This is a genomic window from Nocardia salmonicida NBRC 13393, assembly GCF_001613085.1.
GTDB lineage: Bacteria > Actinomycetota > Actinomycetes > Mycobacteriales > Mycobacteriaceae > Nocardia > Nocardia salmonicida.
On record NZ_BDBR01000002.1, the window covers coordinates 200,538 to 226,190 of the forward strand.

Below are 25,653 nucleotides of genomic sequence, written 5' to 3' on the forward strand. Positions count from 1 at the left end.
CGGTGAACCCGCCGCTGTCAGCCGAGCACGTGCGATCGGATGTCGGCCGCCCACTCCACGTATTCGACGTGCGCACCATCGGGGTGGCGCGCGTACACCACCCGACCTGTCGCCGAGACCACCGGTCCGCGGGTGATCGCGCCGCCGACGTCGGTGACGAACCGATGGGCCATCGAAGCGCTCGGAACTCGCGAACGGCGCTTCGCCGAATTGCATCGGGTCGGTCGACGGCATCAGCTACAAGATGCTCACCCAGACCCTGCGGGGGTTGGAGGCCGACGGAATTGTCGCCCGCTACGACCACCACTCCGCCAACCCCCGCGTCGACTATTCGCTCACCGCGGCCGGAATCGACCTACTCGCGACCGTGCACGAACTGTGTGGCTGGTCGCGCACGCATCTGGAATCACTCCTTGCCGCGCATCCCACCGCCGACCCGCGCTGACCGATCGAGGGGCACAGTACGGCTCGAGCCGGAATGTATTCGGCCGCGACGTGTCTTGGGCGGCACTCGCCGCGGCACTGGCGCGTTTCGACGCCGACATCGAGGTTGTCGGCCCGCAGTCGCTACGCGATGCCTTCGCCGCTCCGTCTCATCGCGCGGACCGAGCCGCGCAGGGGAGCCCATGAACCGGTCCGTGCCGTCGAGTTGTGATACCGATGGTAGATATCAGCGGTCCGGGTGCGTGCCGGTGCCACGACTTCGGGGGAGTAATGACTGCGATAGCAAGACTCGGTGCGATTGCGCTAGACAGCGTGGATCCGCATGCTCTCGGACAGTTCTATCGAGCACTGCTGGATTGCGAGATCCGCTACGAATCAGACGATGTGGTCGTGCTGGGGAGCAAGGGGGTGATGCTGACGATCGAGCGAGTGGCGGACCACGTACCGCCGGATTGGCCCGGTAACGAGGTGCCCAAGCAGATGCATCTCGAACTGTTCGTCACCGAGCTCGACAGCGCCGAGGCGGCGGCGATCGAATGTGGTGCGGTCAAAGCCGACTTTCAGCCATCACCCGATCGGTGGCGGGTGCTCATCGACCCTTCTGGTCATCCCTTCTGCCTGACGGTCCCGCCTGGCGGGGGTTAGCTGAGGGAACAGCTCGAGCCCCGGCCGATCCGAGGATCGGCCGGGGCTCGGGACAGGTCAGTGCAGGTCGAACCGGTCGTTGTCGGCCACCTTGACCCAGGCGTCGACGAAATCGTTCACGAACTTCGCGCCTGCGTCCTTCTGTGCGTACACCTCGGCCACCGCGCGCAGTACCGAGTGCGAGCCGAAGACGAGATCGTTGGCCGTGGCCGTCCACCGCTTCTCGCCGGAACGTCGGTCGACACCGTCGTAGACGTTCTCCGACGATTCCGACACCTGCCACTCCGTGCTCTGATCGAGCAGATTCACGAAGAAGTCGTTCGACAGCACGCCCGCCCGGTCGGTGAAAACGCCGTGTCCGCTGCCACCGTAATTGGCGCCGAGCGCGCGCAGGCCGCCGATCAGCACGGTCAGCTGCGGCGCGGTCAGGTCCAGCATGTACGCGCGGTCGAGCAGCAGCCGCTCGAGCGGAGCCTTCTCGCCGGGGCGTACGTAGTTGCGGAACCCGTCGGCGCGAGGTTCGAGTACATCGAAGGTGTCGACATCGGTGTTCTCCTGGGTGGCATCGGTACGCCCGGGGGAGAACGGCACGGTGACCTGATGACCGGCGTCGCTTGCTGCCTTCTCGATCGCCGCCGAACCGGCCAGGATGATCAGGTCGGCCAGCGACACCTTCTTGCCGCCGGTGGCCGAGGCGTTGAAATTCTGTTGGATCTGCTCGAGGACCGGCAGCACTTTCGCCAGCTCGGCGGGTTCGTTGACGTCCCAGTTGCGCTGGGGCTCGAGCCGGATCCGGGCGCCGTTCGCGCCGCCGCGCTTATCGGTGCTGCGGAAGCTCGCCGCCGACGCCCACGCCGTCTTGACCAGCTGCGCGATCGACAGACCGGACTCGAGGACAGTGCTCTTCAGCGCGGCGATGTTCTGCTCGTCGATCAGTGCGTGATCGACGGCGGGAACCGGGTCCTGCCACAGCTGCGCCTCGGGCACCCAGGGGCCGAGATAGCGACTGAGTGGACCCATATCGCGATGCAGCAGTTTGTACCAGGCTTTCGCGAACGCCTCGGACAGCTCTTCCGGGTGCTCGAGCCAGCGGCGGGTGATCTCGGCGTAGATCGGGTCCTCGCGCAGGGCCAGATCGGTGGTCAGCATCGTCGGGGTTCGGGCGGGACCACCGAATGGATCAGGGATGAGGCCTTCGCCCGCACCGTCTTTCGGCTTCCACTGCCACGCGTCGGCGGGGCTCTTGGTGAGCTCCCAGTCGAAACCGTAGAGGTTCTGCAGGAAGCCGTTGCTCCACGACGTCGGGGTGGCGGTCCACACGACTTCCAAGCCGCTGGTGATCGCGTCCTTGCCCTTACCCGTGCCGTAGCCGCTCTTCCAGCCGAGGCCCTGCTGCTGCATCGGGGCGGCTTCGGGCTCGGGGCCGACCAGGCTGGCGTCACCCGCGCCGTGGGTCTTGCCGAAGCTGTGACCGCCGACGATCAGGGCGGCGGTCTCCTCGTCGTTCATCGCCATGCGAGCGAAGGTTTCGCGGATGTCGAGTGCCGCGGCCACCGGATCTGGCCTACCGTTCGGCCCTTCCGGGTTCACGTAGATCAGACCCATCTGGACCGCGCCCAGCGGCCCCGACAGCTGGCGCTCGCCGCTGTAGCGTTCGTCGCCGAGCCAGGTGTCCTCCGGCCCCCAGAACATTTCCTCCGGCTCCCAGATATCGGGCCGGCCGAAGCCGAAACCGAAGGTCTGGAACCCCATCGACTCGAGGGCGACGTTGCCGGTGAACACGAGCAGGTCGGCCCAGGAGATCTTGTTGCCGTACTTCTGTTTCACCGGCCACAGGAGGCGACGAGCCTTGTCGAGATTGGCGTTGTCGGGCCAGCTGTTGAGCGGGGCGAAACGTTGCGCGCCTTGACCGCCGCCGCCACGACCGTCGGCGATCCGGTAGGTGCCCGCAGCGTGCCAGCTCATCCGAATGAACAGGCCACCGTAGTTGCCGTAATCGGCGGGCCACCAGTCCTGCGAATCGGTCAACACCGCGGCGATATCGGCTTTGAGGGCGTCGACGTCGAGCCCGGCGAATTCTGATGCGTAGTCGAAGTTTTCGCCCAGCGGGTTGGACTTGGACGAGTGCGCGTGCAGGACCGAGACGTCGATCTGTTCGGGCCACCAGTCCTTGTTGGTCCGAGGGCGCTGGTCGGGCTTCGCAGTGGGCGAGGGGATCGCCGGGTTCTCGCTCTCACTGGTGCTGTGCGTGTCGGTGTCAGGAGCAGGCGGGCGGCTATCGGAGGTCACGATATTCCTTCCTGGACGGACTAACGGGCTGCGAGTGGCGTCGGGTTCGGAGGGCGTTCAATTCGCGCAATCAGGGCACAGGCCCCAGTAGATGACTTCGGCTTCGTCGATCGCGAAGCCTAGGTCGTCGGAAGCGGTCAGGCAGGGTGCTTCGCCGACTTGACAGTCGACATCGCCGATCAACCCGCACACCCGGCAGATGAGGTGATGGTGGTTGTCGCCGACCCGGGTCTCGTAACGGGCCAGCAGGCCGCGAGGCTGGATGCAGCGGAGCAGGCCCGCGGCGGTGAGAGTGCGCAACGAATCGTAGACGGCCTGGTGCGACACCACCGACAGGCGGGACCGCACGGCACGGATGATCGAATCGGTGTCGGCATGCGGATGTTCATGAACCACACTCAGCACGGCGACCCTCGGTGCCGTCACGCGCACCGAAACTCCCCGCAGCATGTTCTGGAACTCCACGTCCGTGGGCACGCTCGCAGTTTTCCTCGTTTTCCGACTTCAGACAACTATCGGACCGGGCCGCGTTGCATTCGCGTTCCGATGGATCGGCCGAAGACGGGTATAGGAACCACCCGACTGATCAATGCCCGCGAGGATCTGTCAGCGCCAGACCTTCCTTGGCCTTGATCCGCCGATGCTCGAGCAACAGCCACGCGACGCCGCCTCCAGCCAAGATCACCGCGGCGATGCCCGCGATCGTGGCCCAGCCGGCGAAGCCGTATCCGGTCGCGGTCAAACACAGTCCCAGCGCGATGATTCCCATCGCGCACAGGATGATGCCGGGGAAGTTGTAGCCGTCCTCGAGGCCCTCGCCTGCGTGACTGCGGGTTGTGCGAGCGTCGTCGGGAAACTCCCCACCGGACACTTCGGAGCGCTTCTCTACGGGGCCATGGTGCTGATTCGAAGACGTCATCACTGTTCCCTCCGACTGGTCGGCTTTGGGCTGGCAATACCCGATGCGCCGAGGCTCAATCTGCGGCCCGGCAGACCACGGATTGCACAGTTCGGTGTGACGTAGCGCACGCTACTGTTCGGGTGTTGTTGTGGGTCGACTCCCGAATGGAGAACACCATGACCGAGACCGACTACATCGTTGTCGGCGCGGGCAGCGCGGGGTGTGTGGTCGCGCGCAGGCTCGCCGAAAGTGGCGCATCCGTGGTGCTGCTCGAAGCCGGTGGGGTGGACAACAAGGGCTGGGCCAAGATGTTGTTCCAGATCCCGGGGGCGATCAACGTCATGCACTCGACGCCGCAGCTGAAGAAACTGTTCGATTGGGGCGACAAGTCGATACCGCAGCGCAACGCGCTCAACCGCGAGATCCCGATGACGCGCGGTCGGGTGCTCGGCGGATCGAGCTCGGTCAACGGGATGCTCTTCGTGCGGGGCAACAGGAAGAACTTCGACGACTGGGCCGCCGAAGGCTGTCACGGATGGTCTTACGAGGACGTCCTGCCGTACTTCAAGCGGATGGAGGACTGGGAGGACGGCGCGAGCGAGTGGCGTGGGTCCGGCGGTCCGATCAAGGTCACTCGCCAGCACACCCTCACCGACGCGGCGCACGCGTTCATGGACGCCACCTCGACGCGCCTGGGTGTGCCGAAGCTCGACGACTACAACGGCGAGAGCCAGGAAGGCGTCGCGGTCTTTCAACAGAGTGCCTCGAAAGGGCGCCGGTATTCGACCGCCGAGGGCTACCTCCATCAGGATCCGCTGCCCGATCTCACCGTGCTCACGAAGGCGAGGGTGACCAAGGTAGTCATCGACGGCTCCCGCGCGACGGGCGTGGAGATCCTGGTCGACGGCGGCAAGCGGGTGATCGGTGCATCACGCGAGGTCGTCGTGTCGGCTGGCACGTACGGGTCGCCTCAGCTGCTGCAACTGTCCGGGATCGGCCCGGCCGCGCACCTGACAGCGCACGGCATCGCCGTCAACGCGGATCTGCCGGTCGGCGACAACCTGCACGACCACCTCTTCGTCCCCCTCTCGTTCACGATGAAATCAGCATTGCGCAGGCCGACGGCGCCGTACTTCCTGCGGGGACTGGCGACCGAACGCGTGCGTCCGGGGTCGTCGTGGGCGGCTGGTTCCTCCTTCGAATCCGTCGCCTTCGTACGCACCTCGCATGCGCGCGAGATTCCCGACCTGCAACTACTCAGCCTCTTCTGGGTGTATCCGTCACCGAATCAGGACTCCGACAAGCGCTTTGCCCCGGCCACCAAACGGCCGGGGCAAAGCGTTTTCCCCGCACTCATCTACCCCGAGAGCCGGGGGACCGTCCGGTTGGCATCGGCGGATCCGACGGCCGCGCCGCTGATCGATCCGGCCTATCTGACGGCGCCGAAGGACACCGAGGTACTGCTCGAAGGCATCGCCATGGTCCGCGAGATCATGGCGGGAACCGGCGACAACGAGGGCGAACTCGTTCCGGGTGCGCAATTCACCGGTGACGCGGCGATGCGCGAAGAACTGCCGAATCGCATCCACACCGTCTATCACCCGGTCGGGTCGGTCCGGATGGGTGCCGACGAACGGGCGGTGGTGGATCCGCAGCTGCGAGTACGCGGAATCGACGGACTGCGCGTCGCCGACGCGTCGATCATGCCGAGCGTGACAGGTGGCAACACCAACGCGCCCACGATCATGATCGGCGAGAAATGCGCGGACCTGATCCTGAACGGCTGAGCGTCAGGACAGCCAGTCGTCGAGGTGGGGGAGTTCGGTGGCTACCTTGCCGGTGAAGTGGGGTGGGCGCTTCTGGAGGAAGGACATGATGCCTTCGCGCAGGTCGGCGCTGGAGAAGGCGTAGGAGATGAGGCGGGCATCGAGGGTGAAGACGTCGTCGGGGGTCTTGTCGCCGGACATGGCGACCAGGCCGCGGCGGATGGCGGCGACGGAGACGGGGGCCACCTGGGTGGTCAGTTCGGCGGCGAGCGCCCGGGCGGCGGGCAGGAGATCTTCGGTGGCATGCAGGCTGGTGACCAGGCCCGCGGCGAGAGCTTCGTCGGCGTCGAAAACGCGGCCCGTGATCATCCACTCCTTGGCTTTGGCCAGGCTGACGATGCGGGGCAGGAACCAGAGCGAACCACCCTCGGGGAACAGGCCCCGTCGGGCGAACACGAAACCGAAGCGGGAATCGGTTGCGGCAAGGCGGAAGTCGGCGGCGAGGGTCATGGACAGGCCGACGCCGATGGCGGCACCCTGCATGGCGACGATGACGGGTTTGTTCAGGTCGGTCATCGGGCGCACGACCCGGGTGGACCATTCGACCCATTCGGGGTGGGTGACGTCCTCATCGGATCCGCCCGCTGTCAGATCCATGCCGACGCAGAAGTCGCGCCCCGCGGCGGCGAAGATCACCGCACGAACATCGTCGTCGCGATCGGCTTCGGTGAAGGCAGCGCCGAGTTCGTCGGCCATCTCGGTGGTGAAACCGTTGCGTGCCTCGGGACGATTCAGCGTGATGGTGGCGACGGCCGCATCCACGCTGTAATCGATGGTCTGGTAAGTCAATTCGACTCCTTGGTTCAGCGTCTGCCGGATGCGGCGGACACGAGTAACTCGACCATGGCGGCGGCCTTGCCGGACTGTGGCGGGTCACCGGTGATGATGTCGCTCCAGACGAAAGCTTCGCCGACGCGCACGATCGCATAGGCGAGATCGCGGACTTCGATGCGCGGATCGAGATCGGGCAGGTCGATCAGTCGCGACGCGGCCCAGTCGATCATTCGGCCCTGGACGACGGTGTAGCCCGAAGTCAGCACGCGCAAGCCGTATTCCGGGTCGTCGGCGACGAATCGGGTCAGCGGTTCGAAGGTGCGAACGGTATCCGCGAGGGTGCCGAAGTTGCGCACGAAACGTCCGGCGGGATCATCGGACACGCCCGCGTAGCGCGCCTCGACGCGACCGATCGCCTCCGCGATGATCCGCCAGACCACTTCACCGATCACGACTTCTCGACTACCCCACCAGCGATACAGCGTGGCGCGGCCGATCCCCGATTCGCGGGCCAGCTGTTGCATATCGATGCGGCGGCCTTCGAGAAACCACCGGTGCGCGAGGTCGATGATGTCCTCGCGCACCGTGCCGCTGGTCACGACTACGGCCTCGTCAACTCGGCGTAGCGGGCGAGGTGGTGGTCGGTGGATCCGAATTCGTGCTCGATCGCGGTCAGTCGCTTGAAATAGTGACCGATAGCGAGTTCTTCGGTCATGCCCATCGCACCGTGCAGCTGGACGGAGTTCTGGCCGATGAATCGAGCGGCACGACTGACGGTGACCTTGGCCGCCGATGCCGCCCGCGCCCGGTCCGCCGGTGCCGCGTTCAACGCGTGGATCGCCAAATACGCTGCGGCGATAGCCTGTTCGAGCTCCATGTACATATCGACCATGCGGTGTTGCAGAACTTGGAAGCTGCCGATCGGCTGACCGAATTGCTGACGTTGCTTGGCGTATTCGACGGTATCGGCCAGCACCTTCCGCATACAGCCCACCGCTTCCGAGGCGATCGCCGCGATCGCCTCGGAAGCGGTGGCCTCGATCGAGGACCATGCGTCGCCTTCGGTGCCGAGCAGCGCGGCGTCGGGCAAGCGGAATTCGGTGAAGGTGATATCGGAAGCGACCCGATCGTCGATCGTCCGGTAGGAGTGGATCTCCACCCCGGCCGGCGGATTCGCCGCATCGAATTCGGTGAGGAACAACGAGATGCCGGATTCGTCGCGCCGAGCACCGGCGGTGCGTGCGCTGATGATCAGATGGGTCGCCAACGGCGCACTGGTCACGACAGTCTTGCTGCCGTCGAGCACCCACGAATCACCGTCGCGGCGCGCGGTTGTCGAAAGATCGCGCATCGTGTGACCCGACGTCGGCTCGAGTGCGGCGAACGCGGTGCGCGCCGTCCCGTCCACGATCTGGCGCAGCAGTGCGTCGGCAGCCGCGCCGCCGGAGCGTTTCAGCAGACCCGCTCCGACTACGACCGTGTCGACATACGGCTCGACGACGAGCGCACGCCCGAGTTCCTCGGCGATGACCATCATTTCGATCGGTCCACCGCCCATACCGTCGACATCCTCGGGCAGGGTCGCACCGAGAATGCCCAGTTCCTCGGCGAAACCGCGCCATACAGCGGGCTGCCATCCCGCGTCGGACTTGACCGCGCTGCGACTCTTCTCCAGGTCGTAGCGGGCACCGAGGAATCGGGCCACCGAATCGCGCAGGAGTTCCTGCTCTTTGGTGAAGGTGAAGTCCATCAGAGCCCCAATGCTGCCTTGGCGAGGATATTTCGCTGAATTTCGTTGCTGCCCGCGTAGATCGAGCCTGCCCGGTCGTTGAAGTAGCGCAGCGGTGCGACGGCCTGCCATTCTTCGCCGCTGCGGTAGCCGTCGGCCGGTGGCTGGAACTCGGCGATCGGGCCGCCGGGTTTCGTCGCGTGCGGTTGGTACACCCGACCGCGCGGACCTGCTGCCTCGAGCGCCAATTCGGTGATCTTCTGGCTCAGTTCGGTGGCCAGGATCTTGAGCATCGACGAGGCGGGGCCGGGGTTCTTGCCCTGCGCCATCACCGACAGCGTTCGGTATTCGAGGATCTCGAGTACTTCGGTGCGAATCCGCGCCTCGGCCAACTTCGCCGCGAAGGTGGCGTCATCGATGAGCGGATTGCCGTCCGGACCGGTCTGCCCGGCTGCCGCGGTAGCGACTTCCTGGGCCATGACCTGCAACATGGGCGACAGTGCCCCACCACGTTCGTGGACGAGCAGATATTTCGCCACGGTCCAGCCATCGTCGATCTGGCCGAGCACATTGCTTTTCGGCACTCGGACGCTGTCGAAGAAGACTTGATTCTGGACCTGCTCGCCGGAGGTCATGACCAGCGGGCGGATTTCGATGCCCGGTGAGGTCATGTCGATGAGCAGGAAGGTGATGCCCTGCTGCTTCTTTCCCTCGCGTGAAGTGCGGACCAGACAGAAGATCCAATTCGCCTCGGTGGCGTGGGTGGTCCAGATCTTGCTTCCGGTGCATACGAAATCGTCACCGTCGTCGACGGCGGCCATCGTCAGCGATGCCAGATCCGACCCGGATTCCGGCTCCGAATACCCCTGGCAGAAGAACACCTCGCCGGTGAGGATCCGTGGCAGGTAGTACGCCTTCTGCTCGGTGGTGCCGAAGGCGACGATCGCGGGCGCGACCATCCTGATGCCCATGGGCGACAGCGCCGGCGCACCGGCCTGCATCAACTCCCGGCCGAAGATGTAGTGCTGGGTGAGGCTCCAGTCGCAGCCGCCGTATTCGCTCGGCCACGCCGGTGCCGCCCAGCCGCGCTCATGAAGAATGTGCTGCCACTTCATGCTGGCTTCGTGATCCGGATAGACGCTTGTCGCCAAGTGCCCGGCGCGGCGTAGTTCGGGTGTCAGCTTCTCGTCGAGAAAGGCCCGAACCTCGTCTCGAAAGGCCATATCGGCCGCTGACCAGTCGTAATCCATCAACCCTCCCGGAGGGATGTGCGCCATTGTGTCCGTGCAGACCTGCGGCAGTGTGAGACACAATGTACTTCTGTCTCAGTGCGGAATCAACTGGTTCGGAGGTGTCAGTGCGCAGAATGGTGATTCACTTAGCTGCGTCGACGCCGCTGCGGGTACCGAGGTATTCGCGGACAGCGTCGACGGCGCGGACCGCGCTCTCGACGGCGGCTTCCATCGTCGAGGGCATCCCGGTCTCGGTCCAGTCGCCCGCGAGGAACAGGCCCTCGATCGGCGTGCGCTGTGGCAGGCGCAGCTCGTCGAAACCGGGCTGCGCCGAGAAGGTGGCCTGCGGCTGGTGGATGACGTGAGTGCGCAGCACCTCGGCTTCGGCGACCTCGGGGTAGTGCTTGGACAACGATTCCAGTGCCGCCGTGGTGAATGCGGCGTTGGGCAGATGGACGACATCCCACGAGGCGCTCACGGCCAGCGAATAGCAGTGCCCTGCCTCGGTCTCGACGCCGTGCATGCCGGTGGTGTCGAAGACCCACTCGATGGTGGTGTCGCGCAGATTCTCCGCGAGCCTGCGCATCTTCAGTGGGCGATCCAGCCAGACGTAGACGCTCGAGATCGGGGCAGGCTCTATCTTGCGCACGGGGGTGAAATGGTCGTACTGCCCGAGCCGTCCGCGATCGAGGAGTGTCGTCAGCGACCACGGCGGCAGCGTGAGAACCGCCGCGTCGACCTCGATGACACGCCCGTCGGAGAGTTGCACACCGGTGAGCCCGTCGTCGGTGATCTCGATATCGGCGACACCGGCACCGACGACGATCTCGCCGCCGCGCGCCCGCAGATAACGCTCGGCGGGCGCGACGAACATCTCGTGCAGGCTCACCCGTGGCCAGACCGCGTCGCCTGCCCTGGTGTTGCCCGACAGCGCGCGTTTGCCGATCCAGTGCAGGGTCTGGACGAACATAGAGGCCGACACGCGCTCGGTCTTCTCGTTGAGCAGCCCGATGACGAACTGATCGAGCACCAACGCGCGCAACGATGCCGGCGCGCCGATCTGGGTGAACCAGCGATCGACTGTCAGATCGTCGAGTTCCGGTGCCGGGCGCAGCGCGGCGCGGGCGATCCGCGCCCAGGTGCGCAGGGCGGCGGGTCGCTCGCGCAGCGGGATCGGCGGCCACACCATCCAGGACAGCCCGACGGCGCGACGCAGCGTGCCGGGCAACCAGGTGGGCGCGCGCAAGGTCAGCAGCCGGTCGGGCCCGGTCCTGATCGCGAAAGGTGGTGCGTCCCAGCGGAGTTGATCTCGCGTGCCGATGGTGTCGACGTAGCGCAGCAGCGCGTCGTAGCAACCGGCGAACAGGTGCTGGCCGTTGTCGACCCTGCCTTCGATGCCGGGCACCTCGAATGAGATCGTGCGACCGCCGAGCCGTCCCCGCTTCTCGACGAGGGTGACCCGGTGACCTGCCTCCGCGAGCCAGACCGCGGTGGCCAATCCGGCCAGGCCCGCGCCCGCGACCAGGATGTGCGGGGATTCTTGCTGCCCCATCGGTACCTCCGGACAATCGATGAATGCGAGAATGAATGAGAGAATATTCTCGTCATACTCGCATGGCGTCGACGTGTTCGTACAGAGCCGAACCCGCTCGTGCGGAACGGAACTCGACTCATGATGGGTCGCGAATGGGGGCGAGGTGCTCTCGGGCGAACGAGAGCACCTCGTGCGTGGTTCGAGGGGCTGATCCGCGCGGTTGATCAGGGTCGGGCTACGCGCTTGCGCCGCAGAAGGCTTTCGGGGCCCAGGATCTGTTCGACGACGACGAGGAAGATCTCGGTCGACTCGTCCACGAGTTCGTCTCTGGTCAAGTCGAGTGTTCCGTTGAGCCAGCCGTAGACGGTCTCGTACAGCCCGCCGACGAGGTGCATCGCGGCGAGCTCGCCGTATGCCCCCGCGGTCGCGGTGCTCTCGGGACTGAGTCGCTTGTTCACCGTCGCCAAGACCAGGGCGGCGAAGCTGCGGATCGTCGCGGTGCGTCGCTCGTTGAGGACGGGGTTGAGCTGGGCCTCGGTGAAGGCGATGCGGATCAGCCGCGGATCGTCGGCGACCGCTTGCAGACCAGCGGCGATGGCCGCGTGCACCTTGTCGCGCAGGGGATCGGGGGCCGCGCGCACCCGGCCGGCGATCAGATCGGTCAGCTCACCGATTGCCTGGTCGTAGACCTCGGCGACGACGGCGTCCAGGTTGGTGAAACTCTCGTAGAAGTATCGCTCGGTCAGTCCGGCCTGGCGGCAGAGGCCGCCGACGGTGAGTCGAGCGGAGCCCTGGGTGCCGACGATCTCCCGGGCGGCCTCCAGGAACGTGGTTCGACGCTGGGCGCGCCGCTGTTCGGCAGGCACACCCGCATACGCACGATCCTTCACCATGCGCCGAGTCTGCCACAAAGCCTTGTCAGATTTCCAAATCTGCGGCATCCTATTGTCAGATTTCAGCGAGGAGAGAGAATCATGACCGAGGCATTCATCTACGAGGCGATTCGCACCCCGCGCGGGCGCGGCAAGAAGACCGGCGCCCTGCACGGCGTCAAGCCGCTCGATCTGGTGGTCGGGCTCATCGACGAACTGAAGACCCGCCACCCCGGACTCGACCCCGCGGCGATCGATGACATCGTGCTCGGCGTGGTGTCGCCGGTCGGCGATCAGGGCTCCGATATCGCCAAGACCGCCGCTCTGGCGGCCGGCCTGCCCGACACGGTTGCCGGTGTGCAGCTCAACCGGTTCTGCGGTTCGGGCCTCGAGGCCGTCAACACCGCCGCTCAGAAGGTTCGCTCGGGCTGGGAGCAGCTCGTCATCGCCGGCGGCGTGGAGTCGATGTCGCGGATTCCGCTGGGCTCCGACGGCGGCGCGTGGGCGATGGACCCGGTCACCAACTACAGCACCTACTTCGTGCCTCAAGGCGTCAGCGCCGACCTGATCGCCACGATCGAGGGCTTCAGCCGCGAGGACGTCGACGCCTTCGCGGTGCGGTCGCAGCGCAAGGCCGCCGCGGCCTGGTCGGGCGGCTACTTCGCCAAATCCATTGTCCCGGTGCGCGATATCAACGGCGCGGTGCTGCTCGACCACGACGAGTTCATGCGCCCCGACACCACGGTGGACAGCCTGGCGGGGCTGCCCCCATCGTTCGCGGCGATGGGGGAGATGGGTGGCTTCGACGCCGTCGCCCTGCAGCGCTACCACCACGTCGAGAAGATCGACCACGTCCATCACGCAGGCAACTCCTCCGGCATCGTCGACGGTTCGGCGCTGGTCCTGATCGGCAGTGAATCCGCAGGTGTCGCCGCGGGCCTCACGCCGCGCGCCCGGGTGGTCGCCGCCGCGGTGAGTGGCGCCGATTCGACGATCATGCTGACCGGGCCGGTCCCGGCGACCGAGAAGGTCTTGGCGCTGGCGGGGCTCACGGTCGATGACATCGACCTGTTCGAGCTCAACGAGGCCTTCGCGTCGGTGGTGCTCAACTTCCAGAAGAAGCTGAACATCCCCGACGAGAAGCTCAACGTCAACGGCGGCGCCATCGCCATGGGCCACCCGCTGGGCGCGACCGGCGCCATGATCACCGGAACCATGGTCGACGAGCTCGAGCGTCGGGGGGCGCGTCGCGCGCTGATCACGCTGTGCATCGGCGGCGGCATGGGCATCGCCACCATCATCGAGCGCGTCTGAGCGTCGGATCCGATACCGAAGGAAAACGAAAAGCAATGACTGACAACATGATTGCCTGGGATCTCGGCGCCGACCGGGTGCTCGTGCTCACCATGGACGACCCGAACCAGTCCACCAACACGATGACCGAGGCGTTCGCCCGCGACCTCACCGCGACCGTCGACCGGCTCGAGGCCGAGAAGGACAGCTTCGACGGCGTCATCCTCACCTCGGGCAAGGACACCTTCTTCGCCGGTGGTGACCTGAACCTGCTGATGAACGCGACACCGGAGACCGCCCCGCAGATCGCGCTCGGCCTCGACACCTACAAGGCCGCGTTCCGTCGGCTCGAGACGCTGGGCAAGCCGGTGGTCGCCGCGATCAACGGCACCGCGCTCGGCGGTGGCTTCGAGGTCGCGCTCGCCACCCACCACCGGATCGCGCTCGACGCCAAGGGCAGCCTGCTCGGCTTGCCGGAGGTCACCTTCGGGTTGCTGCCCGGCGCGGGTGGCGTCACCAGGACGGTGCGGCTGCTCGGCATCACCAACGCGGTGCTCAATGTCGTCGGCCAGGGCCAGCGGATGAAGCCCGCCAAGGCGTTGCAGGTCGGGATCATCCACGAGGTCGCCGCTACCAGCGACGAGATGTTCGCGCAGGCCCGTGCCTGGATCGCGGCCAACCCCGAGGCCGCGCAGCCGTGGGATGTGAAGGGCTACAAGATCCCCGGCGGCACCCCGTCGAGCCCGGCGGTCGCGGCGAACCTGCCCGCGTTTCCGGCCAACGTGCGCAAGCAGCTCAAGGGTTCGCCGATGCCCGCACCGATCGCGGTGCTCGCCACCGCGGTGGAGGGGGCGCAGGTCGACATCGACACCGCGTTCGCGATCGAGACCCGTTACTGCGCCAACCTGATCTGTGGTCAGGTCTCGACGAACATGATCAAATCCCTGTTCTTCGATCTGGGAACGATCAACAAGGGCGGCAGCCGCCCCGAAGGCTTCCCCGTGCGCACGCCGGAGAAGGTCCTCGTGCTCGGCGCGGGCATGATGGGCGCGGGCATCGCCTATGTGCAGGCTCGCGCCGGCATGCAGGTCGTGTTGAAGGACGTCACCATCGAGGCGGCCGAGCGCGGAAAGGCCTACTCGCGCAAGCTGCTCGACAAGGCGCTGCGCAAGGGTGCGATCACGCAGGACAAGTACGACGAGATCCTCGGTCGCATCCATCCGTCCGCGGATCCGGCCGACGCCGCGGGCTGCGACTTCGTGGTCGAGGCGGTGTTCGAGGATCCGAGCCTGAAGAAGAAGGTGTTCGGCGAGATCGAACATCTGGTGAACTCCGATGCCCTGCTCGGGTCCAACACCTCGACCCTGCCGATCACCGATCTGTCCACCGGCGTGAAGCGGCCGAAGGACTTCATCGGTCTGCACTTCTTCTCCCCGGTGGACAAGATGCCACTGGTCGAGATCGTCGTCGGCGACGAAACCAGCGACGAAGCCATCGCCCGCGCCATCGACTACACCCTGGCGATCAAGAAGACGCCGATCGTGGTCAACGACAGCCGCGGCTTCTTCACCAGCCGGGTCATCGGCCAGTTCATGGACGAGGCCATCGCGCTGGTCGCCGAGGGCGTGCACCCGGCCTCGGTCGAGCAGGCAGCCACACAGGCCGGCTACCCGGTGGGTGCGTTGGCGCTGGCCGACGAGATCAATATGAAGCTGGCGCAGAAGATCCGGCGCAGCCTGAAGGAGAACCTGCTCGCCGAAGGCAAGGAGTGGGTCGACTCGAAGGCCTATCCGCTCGTCGACGCGATGGTCGACGACTTCGATCGACCGGGCCGACTCGAGGGTCGCGGCTTCTACGAATACGACGCCGACGGCAAGAAACTCGGCCTGTGGCCGGGACTGGTCGAGAAGTACACCCGTGACGATCACGGCATCGCGTTCATCGACATGCAGGAACGGATGCTGTTCGCCGAATCCCTCGATACCGTGCGGTGTTTCGACGAGGGCGTGCTGCGCACCGTGCCGGACGCCAATATCGGGTCGATCTTCGGCATCGGGTTCCCGGCCTGGACCGGCGGCGTGATCCAGTACATCAACCAGTACGCGGGCGGCCTGACCGGATTCGTCGCACGGGCCGATGAGCTGCGGGCCGCCTACGGCGAGCGGTTCGAGGTCCCGGAGTCGTTGCGGGTCAAGGCCGCTGCCGGGGAAACGCTCGGCTGACCTATACGACGAACAGAACCCCCGTCGCCCGGTTTTCCCGGGCGACGGGGGGTTCTGTGTCGGAGCGGCTACAGGGAACGGGCGATCAGTTCCTTCATGATCTCGTTCGTTCCCGCGAGAATGCGAAGTACCCGCGCGCTGGTGAAGATCTCCGAGATCGGGTATTCGGTCATGAATCCGTATCCGCCGAACAACTGCAGGCACCGGTCGGCGACCACGCTCAACTGATCGGTGAGCCAGTATTTCGCCATCGATGCCGTTGCCACATCGAGTTCGCCCGCCAGGTGTCGGGTGAGGCAGTCGTCGAGGAAGACGCGACTGATTCGGGCGATGGTGGCGCATTCGGCGAGCTCGAACTTGGTGTTCTGGAAGCCGAGCAGCGGCTTTCCGAAGGCCTGCCGATCCTTGGTGTACGCGATGGTCATCGCCACCGCGGCCTCCATGGACGCCACAGCCATCACCGCGCAGACGAGTCGCTCCTGCTGGAGCAGCGTCATCATCTGGTAGAAGCCTTGCCCCTCGGCCTCGCCGAGCAGGTTGCCGACCGGCACCCGCAGGCCGTCGAAGAACAGCTCAGCGGTGTCCTGGCCGGTGCCGCCGATCTTGGACAGGGTGCGTCCGCGAGTGAAGCCGGGGGTGTCGTCACCGACCTCCGCGAAGATGAGCGAGACCCCGGCGGCCCCTTTGTCGGGGTCGGTCTTCGCGGCGATGATCACCCCGTCGCAGAGCGCGCCGTTACTGATGAACATCTTCGAACCGGTGATGACGTACTCGTCGCCGTCGCGCACCGCCCTGGTCTGGATGTTCTGCAGGTCCGAGCCCGTGCCCGGTTCGGTCATCGCGATCGAGAGCAGGCACTCGCCGCTGGTCACCTCAGGCAGAATGCGCCGCTTGAGCTCCTCGGAGGCGAACTCGACGAGATAGGGCGCGATGATCCCGGAGTGGATCGAGATGCCCATCGACGTATCGCCTGCCCGCGATTGGGCCTCGATGATCGCCGCTTCGTGTGCGAACGTGCCGCCCCCGCCGCCGTACTCTTCCGGCACGGACGGGGCGAGCAACCCGAGCTTGCCTGCCTTCCGGTACAGGTCACGGTCGGGGTGGCCCTGCTGTTTGTACCGCTCGGCGCCAGGAAGCACCTCCTTCTCGAAGAACTTCGTCGCGAGTTCGCGAACAGCCACGATCTCGTCGTCTACCCAGCCCGCTTGTGCGGTCATCAGTGCCTCCCAGGACGCCATCTGCCTCAATCTGCGAAAACAGATTGTCAGATATATTGGCAGAACGTCAACAGCGAGCCGTGCGCGGTCCGGGTCGTGGTGATCAGCGCCGACCTCGGGTGCGTCGGTAGGCGGCTGGTGTGGTGGCCGTCCAGCGTTTGAAGGCGCGGATGAAGGGGCCTGCCTCGGTGTAGCCGAGCCGCGCGGAGATCTCCTCGACCGAGAGCGCGGTCGCGGCCAACATGTCCTCGGCCAGACCGCGCCGCGCCTCGTCGAGCAGGACGCGGTAGCTGGTTCCGTCCGCGGCGAGATGTCGTCGTAGAGTGCGGCCGGTGATGCCGAGGTCGTGGGCGACCGCGTCCAGTGACGGCGGTATCGCGATCCCCGCGCTGCCGCTGCCTGCCAGGAGGTGGTCGCGAACGTCGGCCGCTATCCCGGTGCGGGTGGTCCGGCGGTCGATCAGCTCACGGCATTGCGCCAGACACAGTGCCAATGTGGCCTGATTCGCCTGCGGCAGTAGCTGGTTCAGGGTTTCGGCGGAGATCGAAATGCTGGTCTCGGCCTGCGCGTACCGGGGGTGTACGCCCAGGATCGCGGCGATCTGGTCCCCGTAGTCGGGTTCTGGGAACGCGAACCGCGCATGGTGGATGTCGACCGGTCGCCCGAGTAGGTCGCCGAGCACTCGATGCATCGCGAAGGTGTCGCGCTCGACGAGGAATTGCCGTACGTCATCGGGTATCCGATCGTGTCGGATCCGGGCGATCATCTGCTGGTCGTTGACTTCCACGACCGGCGTGCAGAACGCGAAGCTCAACTGAAAGTAGCTCAGCGCCAGGGAGATCGCCTCGCCGAGGGTGGGACTGGTGATCCAGGCGTAGCCGTAGATGCCGAAGGCGCTGATGCGATAACTGCGACCTACCTCGATGCCGAGCGCGGGCCTGGTTCCGAGTTCGCGCAGCAGATTGCGAACCACCAGCAGTTCCGTGCGGGCATCGATCTGGCGGTCGGCGGAGTCGAGGTCGGCGACGGACAGGCCGGTGCCGCCGAGGACGGACGTGGGATCGGCGCCGTGTTCGACCGCGAACCGGTTCATCACGGCGACACTGGCGACACCCCGTGGGAAGTCCCACGTGTCCACTTCTGGCTCCTGCCGCGCGCGCATGCCTTCCATTATGGCCTGAAATGTCAATTTTCTGTCCGCGCGCGTCCTCGTCACCGCGTCGACGGCGACCTACCGTTGACCCGAGATATCCATGACTCGAGGAGCTTCGCTATGCGCATTCGGACAACGCCGTCCGCTGTCATCATCGGCACAGGGTTCGGTGGTCTCGGCATGGCGATGGAACTGCTGCGCCATGGTTTCGATGACCTCGTCATCCTGGAGCGGGCCTCGGACGTGGGCGGCGTGTGGCGGGAGAACACCTACCCGGGCGCCGGTTGCGATATTCCGTCCCCGCTCTACTCGTACTCCTACGTGCCGAAATCGAATTGGCCCAAGCGCTTTTCGGGGCAGTCCGATATTTACGCCTATCTGCGTGAGGTGGCGCGCGACAACAATCTGCTCGAGCGGATCCGGTTCGAGTCCGAGGTGACCGAAGCCGAGTTCGACGATGCGAGCGGGACATGGACGGTGCGCACCGCCGACGGCTACGAGGTGACCACCGACGTGCTGATTTCCGCGGTCGGCCAGCTGTCGCGGCCCGCGTTGCCCACCATCACGGGCATCGGCTCGTTCGACGGACCCGCGTTCCACTCCGCGGAGTGGGACCACAGCGTCGACCTGACGGGCAAGCGGGTCGCCGTGGTCGGTACCGGCGCCAGCGCGATCCAGTTCGTGCCCGCGATCCAGCCGCGGGTGGCGGCGCTGACGCTGTTCCAGCGCTCGGCAGCGTGGGTGCTGCCCAAGCCCGATGTCGAGTACAAGCCGTGGCATCACCGGATGTTCGCGGCGGTGCCGCCGGTCCGGCTCGCCGAGCGGTTCGCGGTGTGGGCGCTGTGTGAGTTCCTGTCGCTCGGCATCGCCGATGTCCCCGCGATCAGGGGCCTGGTCGCGAAGATCGCGGTGAATCATCTGCGCAGGCAGGTCACCGACCCGGAGCTGCGCGCGAAACTGACGCCCGACTACGCGCCCGGCTGCAAGCGCGGGCTGTTCTCCAACAACTACTATCCGGCGCTGACCCAGCCGAACGTGCGGGTGGAGACGACCGAGATCGCCGAAATCGTGCCGACCGGGGTGAGAACCGCCGACGGTGTGCTGCACGAGGTCGACGTGATCATCTACGGAACCGGGTTCAAGGGCACCGAATTCCTGTGGCCGATGAAGATCCACGGCGCGAACGGGCTCGCGCTGGAGGATGAATGGCAGGGCGGTGCCCGCGCCTATCACGGCATGTCGGTGCCGGGATTCCCGAATATGTTCATGGTGTACGGGCCCAATACGAATCTGGGTGTCGGCTCCATCGTCTACATGATCGAATCGCAGGCTCGCTATATCCGCCAGGGGATGCAGGAACTGTCCCGCAATCCGGCGCACACGCTCGATGTCCGGCGTGCGGTGGCCGAGGAATACGACATGAAGCTGCAAGCCCGGCTCGACCGTACGCCGTGGGGTCTGTGCTCGAGCTGGTACCGCAACGCCGCAGGCCGGATCACCAACAACTGGCCGGGCGCGGTCGTGAGCTACCGACTGCAGACCCGAACACTGCGCCCCGAGGACTACCACCTGCGCGCCGGCACGACAACGACCGCGGGCCAGTGATATTCACCGACCAGAACTCACCAGAGGATCATCGATGAAGCTGACGAACGGCGCTGTGGCCGACGTACGCGAGAAGTTGACGGCGGTGCGTCGACTGCACCGAACCGGCCTGATCGACCTATGGCGACCGCGCCGGATCAAGCGCATGATCGCGCTCAACAACTCCTACGGCCCCCAGGCGGCGATGATCAGCGCCGGGGCGGCCGATCGGCCCGACGAACCCGCGCTGACCGACGAGCGCGGGGTACTGACCTACCGCGAGCTCGACGAACAGTCCAATGCCCTGGCACACGGTTTGCTCGGGCAGGGCCTGCGTGGCGGCGAGGTGATCGGCGTGCTGGCGCGTGACCATCGTGGCCTGGTGCTGGCGATGGTGGCAGCGGGCAAGGCCGGGTTACGGCTGGCCATGCTGAACACCAGTTTCGCCAAGCCGCAGCTCACCGAAGTCGCTGTGCGGGAGAAGGTTCGCGCGATTCTGTTCGACAGCGAATTCGCCGGACTGGTCGATGCGCTGCCCGCGGACATGCCACGGATTCTCAGCTGGGTAGATGAGGAACACACGCCGCTGCCGGGCGCACTGACTATCGCCATGCTGGTGTCGGCGAACAGCAGTGACCCGCTGCCACCACCGGACCGGCCCGCCGGCTTCATCATCCTCACCAGTGGCACCACCGGTCTGCCCAAAGGTGCGCCGCGGACCAAGGTATCTCCGTTCGCCACCGCACTCGTCGTCGACCGGGTGCCGTTTCCGCGCGGCGGGGTCGTGATGATCGCGACCCCGGTCTTTCACACCACGGGTATGGGCACCTGGACGATAGCCAGCGCGCTCGGCGCCCACATCGTGCTGCGGCGCCGCTTCGACGCGAAAGCCACGTTGGCAGCGATCGAGAAGCATTCGGTCGAGATGCTGGTCGCGGTGCCGACCCAGTTGAACCGCATTCTCGCGCTCGGTCCCGAGACCATCGCCGAGTACGACACCTCGTCGTTGCGCACAGTGTTCGTCGGCGGCGCACCGCTGCCACCCGACCTGGCGACCCGATGGCAGGACGCCTTCGGCGACGTGCTCTACAACGGGTACGGTTCCACCGAGGTCGCGATCACCGCCGTCGCGCAGCCGCACGAATTGCGGCGTGCGCCAGGCACTGTCGGCCGGGCGCCGGTCACCGCGCGCATCGCGCTTTACGACAGCGAGGATCGCCGGATCACCGAGGCGAACATCTCGGGGCGCATCTTCGCTCGCACCGTCGCACCGTTCGAGGGCTACACCGACGGGAAGACCAAACAGATCATCGACGGGTACATGTCGACCGGGGACATGGGCCACTTCGACTCCGACGGGCTGCTGTTCATCGACGGCCGCGACGACGACATGGTCGTCTGCGGCGGCGAGAACGTCTATCCGCTGGAGGTGGAGAATCTGCTGATGGGTCGCGCCGATATCGCCGACGTCGCGGTGATCGGTGTCGACGACGCGGACTTCGGACAGCGATTGCGCGCCTTCGTCGTTCCCGCCACCGACCACGAGCCGGTCGCGCAGGAGATCAAGGACTACGTCAAAGACAACCTCGCCAGATACAAGGTGCCCCGTGACGTGGTGTTCCTCGACGAGATGCCGCGCAATCCCACCGGCAAGATCGTGCGCAAGGCGCTGACCGAGTACGTCGTCGACGGGCCTGTGGGCCGAGGAGTGAAGCCATGACCGAGTACGACTACGACGTGATCGTGATCGGTTCCGGGTTCGGCGGCAGCGTCACGGCCTTGCGGTTGACCGAGAAGGGGTACCGTGTCGGCGTTCTCGAATCCGGGCGGCGGTGGAATCCCGAGGATTTCCCGAAGTCCAATTGGAATATCCGTAAGTCGCTGTGGATGCCCCGACTCGGCTTGACCGGACCGCAGCGCATCAGCGTTCTCGGCAAGTGCGCGGTCTTCAGCGGGTCGGGGGTCGGGGGAGGGTCGGTGATCTACGGGAATACCCTCTACGAGCCGCTGCCCGCGTTCTACGAAGATCGCGCGTGGTCGCACATCACGGACTGGAAGTCGGAGTTGGCGCCGTACTACGATCAGGCCAAACGGATGCTCGGCGTGCGAACCAATCCACGCGTGGGACCCAAAGACGCAGTGCTGCTGACGATTTCCGAGCGACGCGGGGTCGCCGACACGTTCCACCGCACGAATGTCGGGGTCTTCTTCAACGAGGGCGAGGAGGGCACCGAGGTGCCCGATCCGTATTTCGGTGGCGCCGGGCCGACGCGCGCCGGCTGCATTCATTGCTCCGAATGTCTGACCGGGTGCACGCACAATGCCAAGAACACCACCACGGTGAACTATCTGTACCTGGCCGAGCGCAACGGCGCCGAGGTGCACCCGCTCACCACGGTCACCTCGGTGCGGCCCGACGGCGACGGCGGCTACGTCGTGGACACCATGCGTTCGGGCGGTGTCGTCCGCAAGGATCGGCGCACATTCACCGCAGGCCAAGTCGTCTTCGCCGCGGCCGCTCTGGGAACCCAGAAGTTGCTGCACCGCATGCGAAACGACGGCGTGCTGCCGGAATTGTCGCCACGGCTCGGTGAGCTGACCAGAAGCAATTCCGAGGCGGTGGTCGCAGTCTGCAGTCGTAGTCGCTACGACATGTCTCAGGGCGTGGCGATCACCTCCTCGATTCATCCTGAGCCGCAAACCCATATCGAGGTGTGCTCGTACGGCAAGGGGCACAACGCGCTGTTCACCCAGGGCCTACCGATGATCGACGGCGGCGCCTTCCGGGTGCTGCGGCTGCTGCTCATGGTGCTGGCGCATCCGCTCCAGTTCATCCGGCTGAAGAATGTCTATCGCGCCGCCGAGCGCTCGGTCGTGCTGCTCGTGATGCAATCGCTGGACAACTCGCTGACGTCCTATCTGAAGGGACGACGTCTGGTCACCAAGCAGGGGTCGGGGGAACCGAATCCTGAGTGGATCCCGATCGCGCACGACATCGCTCGCGAGTACGCCGCCGAAATCGACGGTGACGCGGGAAATCTGATCACCGACCTGCTCGGCATTCCGGCCACCGCGCATTACATCGGCGGCGCCACGATCGGCGACGCCGCCGATACCGGTGTCGTCGACCCATGGCAGCGGGTCTACGGATATCCGGGCCTGCACATCGCCGACGGCAGTGCGGTCACGGCCAACCTCGGGGTGAACCCGTCGTTGACCATCACCGCGCAGGCGGAGCGTGCGATGGCGTTCTGGCCCAACAAGGGCGAGGCCGACCCCCGTCCCGCGCTGGGTTCGGCGTACGTCCGCGTCGCACCGGTCATGCCGAAGCAGCCCGCCGTCCCCGCCACCGCGCCCGCCGCATTGCGCCTCTCGATTGGGGGCTGAGGTCTCGTCATCGTTCGACGATCGCCACATCGGCGCTGCGTGCACGCGGGCATATCATGTCAGCGAGGGCTAGACGAACTCGCACGCAGCGCGTTGAACAAAGGGCGAGACGACGAGCACACAGGCAGACGGGCCACGGGCGGGCTCGCAGCGGCGCCAGGTCAGGCGCAGGCCGAAGAACAGGCGCGCCCAGATCGCGGCGGAATCGGCGGCGGCGTTCGGCGCGCACGGGTATCACAGCGTCAGCATGGACGACATCGCCAAGCGGCTCGATATCAGTCCGACCGCGCTCTATCGGCACTTTCCCAGCAAGTACGCGCTGTTCCGCGAAGAGCTCTTCCGGTTGGCGGGGCTCATGGTGCGCGCCGCCGAGCTGCCCGAGGATGCCGAGAAGTGGTCCCCGCGCGAGCGCGTGGACCACTTCCTCGACTCGATGATCACGATGACGATCACCAATCGGACGACAGTCGGGCTGGCCCGGTGGGACCGTCGCTACCTCGAGCCTGCCGACTACGAGCTGTTCATCGCCGAGTTCACCGCGTCGATCCGCGTGCTGCGCGTCCTGATCGGCCAGGTACGTCCTGAGCTGAGCGGGCACGATCGCGCGGTCCGCGCGGTGTCGATCTTCGCGCTGACCAGCAGTATCGGCGACCACCATGTCAGCGTGCCCGCGCAAACTCTGGCCGCACTCCTACGTTCTGCCTGCTGGGCGGTCATCGATGCCGATCTGACCCCGCCGCGGATCTGCGCGGACGAGACGAAGCCCGACGCCGACCCGCAGCTGTTCAAGCACGAGCAGCTACTGCGCGCGGCGGTCACGCTCTTCCACGAGCGGGGCTACCCGAACGTCAGCATGGAAGATATCGCCGTCGCGGCGAACCTGTCGGCGGCGTCGGCGATATACCGCTACTACCGTGGCAAGAGCGATCTGTTGAGCTCCGCGTTCTGGCTGGCGGCCGATCGGGTATCGACGGCGATCACCCCCGCGGTACTGGCCGCCGATACCCCAGGGGAGGCGCTCGGTGTGCTGATCGACCTCTACGTTCGCGACTCGTTCGCCGAACGTGCCCTGGCCTTCGTCTACTACGCCGAGTTCGGGCACATCGACCCCGCCGATCAGATCGCGCTGCGACACCTGCAGCAATTGATCATCACCGAGTGGGCCGAGCTGGTCGTCGGGGCACGCCCGCAGCTGACGATGGGTGAGGCGCGCATCCTCGTGCACGCTTGCTTCAGCCTGGTCGTCGACCTCGTCCGGATCTTCGGCGACGGGGGGATCTGCCCGCAGGAGAAGGTGATTCGGCTCCTCGAGACGGTCGCCCTCGGTCAGCCGTTACCCCGCTAGTGCCCAGCCGCGGGCGACGGCGAGGGCGCCCGACCGCACGGCCGGGCGCCTGATATGTCAGAGTCCGTAGGTTTTGCCGATGATGTCACGCTGGATCTCGCTCGTGCCACCGAAGATCGTCGAGACCAAAGCACCACGCACATGCTTTTCCATGTCGAACTCGCGGGCATAGCCGTAGCCGCCCATCATCTGCATCCCCGCCAACGCGACCTGTTTGGAGGTTTCGGTGGCCTTGAGCTTGGCCATCGACGCCTCCCGAGCGAAGGTCTTGGTCGGATTCGCATCCACCGCGGCCGCGACGCTGTAGACCAACAGTTTGGTGCACTCGATCTCGGTCGCGAGGTCAGCGACGCGGTGACGCAACGCCTGGAACGTCCCGATCGGCCTACCGAACTGCTTACGCTCACTGACGAACTGCACAGTATCGTCGAACGCGCGCTCGGCCGCACCCAAACTCATCGCGGCCAGGATCAGCCGTTCGAAGTTCAACCCCGTCATCAACTGCCGCCACCCGTTACCGACCTCACCCACGACCGCGTCCTGCGGCAGCAGGCAGTCGGTGAAGTAGAGGTCGTTGGTTTCTTTCTGGTTGCCCATCAACTCGATCGGGTTGATCTTCAACCCCGGGGTACCGGCGGGCACATGGAACATGGTCAAGCCCTCGTGCTTGCCGCCGCTACGGTCGGTGCGGGCCACGAGCAGGATGTTCTCGGAGATATGGGCGTTGGAACACCAGGTCTTCTGCCCGTTGATCAACCAACCGTCGGTGGTCTTCTCCGCGCGGGTGGTGATGTTACCGACGTCGGATCCGGCTTCGGGTTCTGACATCGAGATCGACTGCGACGCACCACGAACGATCCCCCGCAACACGTCGTTCTTCTGTGTTTCGGAGCCGAACTTGGCGTAGGCGCCACCGGTGATCAGGGTCGGTCCGATCGCACCGATCGGCAGCATGCCGCGCATGGCTTCCTCGAGCAGGATGCACATATCGACCATCGTGGCATCGGAACCACCGTATTCCTCGGACACGGTCAGACCGAGCCAGCCGAGTTCGGCCATCTTGGCGTAGAGACCCGGGTTGTGTTGCTCGGCGTCGTGTTCGGTCAGCGCGTCCCGCTTTTCCCTGGTACCTGCCTCGCGTTTGGCGAACGCGGCGACCGCCGCCGCGAAATCCTGCTGTTCCGGGCTGAATTCGACGCCCATAGT

Annotated in this window: 22 protein-coding genes; 9 read left to right on the forward strand and 13 right to left on the reverse strand. The window is 65.8% G+C overall.

Translation table 11 applies throughout. From position 1 onward, the window contains the following. Positions 1-17 precede the first annotated feature (17 nt). On the reverse strand, positions 18-173 hold the full coding sequence (locus NS1_RS41425) for a hypothetical protein (protein ID WP_255284369.1): 156 nt from the start codon (positions 171-173) through the stop codon (positions 18-20). A 71-nt stretch (positions 174-244) separates the two neighbouring features. On the opposite strand from NS1_RS41425, the gene NS1_RS41430 reads away from it, so the two are divergent. After that, positions 245-445, forward strand: coding sequence for a winged helix-turn-helix transcriptional regulator (locus NS1_RS41430; protein WP_062980806.1), 201 nt, complete (start codon positions 245-247; stop codon positions 443-445). A gap of 269 nt (positions 446-714) precedes the next feature. After that, entirely contained in the window at positions 715-1,089 is a 375-nt protein-coding gene (locus NS1_RS01570) for a VOC family protein (RefSeq protein WP_062980808.1), read from the forward strand. A 57-nt stretch (positions 1,090-1,146) separates the two neighbouring features. On the opposite strand, the gene katG is transcribed toward NS1_RS01570, so the two are convergent. The 3 genes from katG to NS1_RS01585 all read right to left on the reverse strand — a co-directional run bounded on the left by katG (position 1,147) and on the right by NS1_RS01585 (position 4,297). Further along, the gene (gene katG / locus NS1_RS01575; protein WP_062980810.1) at positions 1,147-3,378 is read right to left on the reverse strand and encodes a catalase/peroxidase HPI; all 2,232 of its coding nucleotides are present in this window, start codon (positions 3,376-3,378) and stop codon (positions 1,147-1,149) included. A 57-nt stretch (positions 3,379-3,435) separates the two neighbouring features. Further along, entirely contained in the window at positions 3,436-3,828 is a 393-nt protein-coding gene (locus tag NS1_RS01580; protein ID WP_174551928.1) for a Fur family transcriptional regulator, read from the reverse strand. Between the two features lie 136 nt (positions 3,829-3,964). Then, the gene (locus NS1_RS01585; RefSeq protein WP_062980812.1) at positions 3,965-4,297 is read right to left on the reverse strand and encodes a hypothetical protein; all 333 of its coding nucleotides are present in this window, start codon (positions 4,295-4,297) and stop codon (positions 3,965-3,967) included. A 158-nt stretch (positions 4,298-4,455) separates the two neighbouring features. Between NS1_RS01585 and NS1_RS01590 the strand changes: the two genes are divergently transcribed. Beyond that, entirely contained in the window at positions 4,456-6,066 is a 1,611-nt protein-coding gene (locus tag NS1_RS01590) for a GMC family oxidoreductase (RefSeq protein WP_062981448.1), read from the forward strand. A 3-nt stretch (positions 6,067-6,069) separates the two neighbouring features. Here the strand turns inward: NS1_RS01590 and NS1_RS01595 are convergent, their stop codons facing one another. The 6 genes from NS1_RS01595 to NS1_RS40715 form a co-directional block, all read right to left on the reverse strand. Next, positions 6,070-6,894 (reverse strand): enoyl-CoA hydratase-related protein, encoded by an 825-nt coding sequence (locus NS1_RS01595; RefSeq protein ID WP_062980814.1) that lies wholly within the window; start codon positions 6,892-6,894, stop codon positions 6,070-6,072. Positions 6,895-6,908: 14 nt separating this feature from the next. Next, the gene (locus NS1_RS01600; RefSeq protein WP_062980816.1) at positions 6,909-7,478 is read right to left on the reverse strand and encodes a QsdR family transcriptional regulator; all 570 of its coding nucleotides are present in this window, start codon (positions 7,476-7,478) and stop codon (positions 6,909-6,911) included. A gap of 2 nt (positions 7,479-7,480) precedes the next feature. Further along, positions 7,481-8,629, reverse strand: coding sequence for an acyl-CoA dehydrogenase family protein (locus tag NS1_RS01605; protein ID WP_062980821.1), 1,149 nt, complete (start codon positions 8,627-8,629; stop codon positions 7,481-7,483). Beyond that, positions 8,629-9,858, reverse strand: coding sequence for an acyl-CoA dehydrogenase family protein (locus NS1_RS01610; RefSeq protein WP_062980823.1), 1,230 nt, complete (start codon positions 9,856-9,858; stop codon positions 8,629-8,631). The genes NS1_RS01605 and NS1_RS01610 overlap by 1 nt, the downstream gene beginning before the upstream one ends. Positions 9,859-9,982: 124 nt before the next feature. Beyond that, entirely contained in the window at positions 9,983-11,392 is a 1,410-nt protein-coding gene (gene hpnE / locus NS1_RS01615; RefSeq protein WP_062980825.1) for a hydroxysqualene dehydroxylase HpnE, read from the reverse strand. A gap of 206 nt (positions 11,393-11,598) precedes the next feature. Continuing rightward, positions 11,599-12,267, reverse strand: coding sequence for a TetR/AcrR family transcriptional regulator (locus tag NS1_RS40715; RefSeq protein WP_063816053.1), 669 nt, complete (start codon positions 12,265-12,267; stop codon positions 11,599-11,601). A gap of 78 nt (positions 12,268-12,345) precedes the next feature. Between NS1_RS40715 and NS1_RS01625 the strand changes: the two genes are divergently transcribed. Next, positions 12,346-13,560 (forward strand): acetyl-CoA C-acetyltransferase, encoded by a 1,215-nt coding sequence (locus tag NS1_RS01625; protein WP_062981450.1) that lies wholly within the window; start codon positions 12,346-12,348, stop codon positions 13,558-13,560. Between the two features lie 35 nt (positions 13,561-13,595). Next, entirely contained in the window at positions 13,596-15,761 is a 2,166-nt protein-coding gene (locus NS1_RS01630; RefSeq protein WP_062980829.1) for a 3-hydroxyacyl-CoA dehydrogenase NAD-binding domain-containing protein, read from the forward strand. Between the two features lie 68 nt (positions 15,762-15,829). Here NS1_RS01630 and NS1_RS01635 read toward each other — a convergent pair whose 3' ends face one another. Both NS1_RS01635 and NS1_RS01640 read right to left on the reverse strand, forming a co-directional pair. Next, positions 15,830-16,978, reverse strand: coding sequence for an acyl-CoA dehydrogenase family protein (locus NS1_RS01635; protein WP_157125056.1), 1,149 nt, complete (start codon positions 16,976-16,978; stop codon positions 15,830-15,832). A gap of 103 nt (positions 16,979-17,081) precedes the next feature. Further along, on the reverse strand, positions 17,082-18,140 hold the full coding sequence (locus NS1_RS01640; RefSeq protein WP_062981452.1) for an AraC family transcriptional regulator: 1,059 nt from the start codon (positions 18,138-18,140) through the stop codon (positions 17,082-17,084). 111 nt (positions 18,141-18,251) lie between these two features. Here NS1_RS01640 and NS1_RS01645 point away from each other — a divergent pair, with 111 nt between their 5' ends. From NS1_RS01645 to NS1_RS01660, 4 genes are all read left to right on the forward strand, one after another. Further along, positions 18,252-19,736 carry a flavin-containing monooxygenase gene (locus NS1_RS01645; protein WP_062980833.1) on the forward strand — a complete coding sequence of 495 codons (1,485 nt, stop codon included), beginning with the start codon at positions 18,252-18,254 and terminating at the stop codon, positions 19,734-19,736. A gap of 34 nt (positions 19,737-19,770) precedes the next feature. Further along, the gene (locus tag NS1_RS01650) at positions 19,771-21,435 is read left to right on the forward strand and encodes an acyl-CoA synthetase (protein WP_062980835.1); all 1,665 of its coding nucleotides are present in this window, start codon (positions 19,771-19,773) and stop codon (positions 21,433-21,435) included. Continuing rightward, positions 21,432-23,102, forward strand: a complete 1,671-nt coding sequence (locus tag NS1_RS01655) for a GMC family oxidoreductase (RefSeq protein WP_062980837.1) — start codon at positions 21,432-21,434, stop codon at positions 23,100-23,102. Before NS1_RS01650 ends, NS1_RS01655 begins: the two co-directional genes overlap by 4 nt. Before the next feature lie 247 nt (positions 23,103-23,349). Beyond that, entirely contained in the window at positions 23,350-24,447 is a 1,098-nt protein-coding gene (locus NS1_RS01660) for a TetR/AcrR family transcriptional regulator (protein ID WP_373864321.1), read from the forward strand. A gap of 57 nt (positions 24,448-24,504) precedes the next feature. On the opposite strand, the gene NS1_RS01665 is transcribed toward NS1_RS01660, so the two are convergent. After that, the gene (locus NS1_RS01665; RefSeq protein ID WP_062980839.1) at positions 24,505-25,650 is read right to left on the reverse strand and encodes an acyl-CoA dehydrogenase family protein; all 1,146 of its coding nucleotides are present in this window, start codon (positions 25,648-25,650) and stop codon (positions 24,505-24,507) included. Positions 25,651-25,653: the final 3 nt, after the last annotated feature.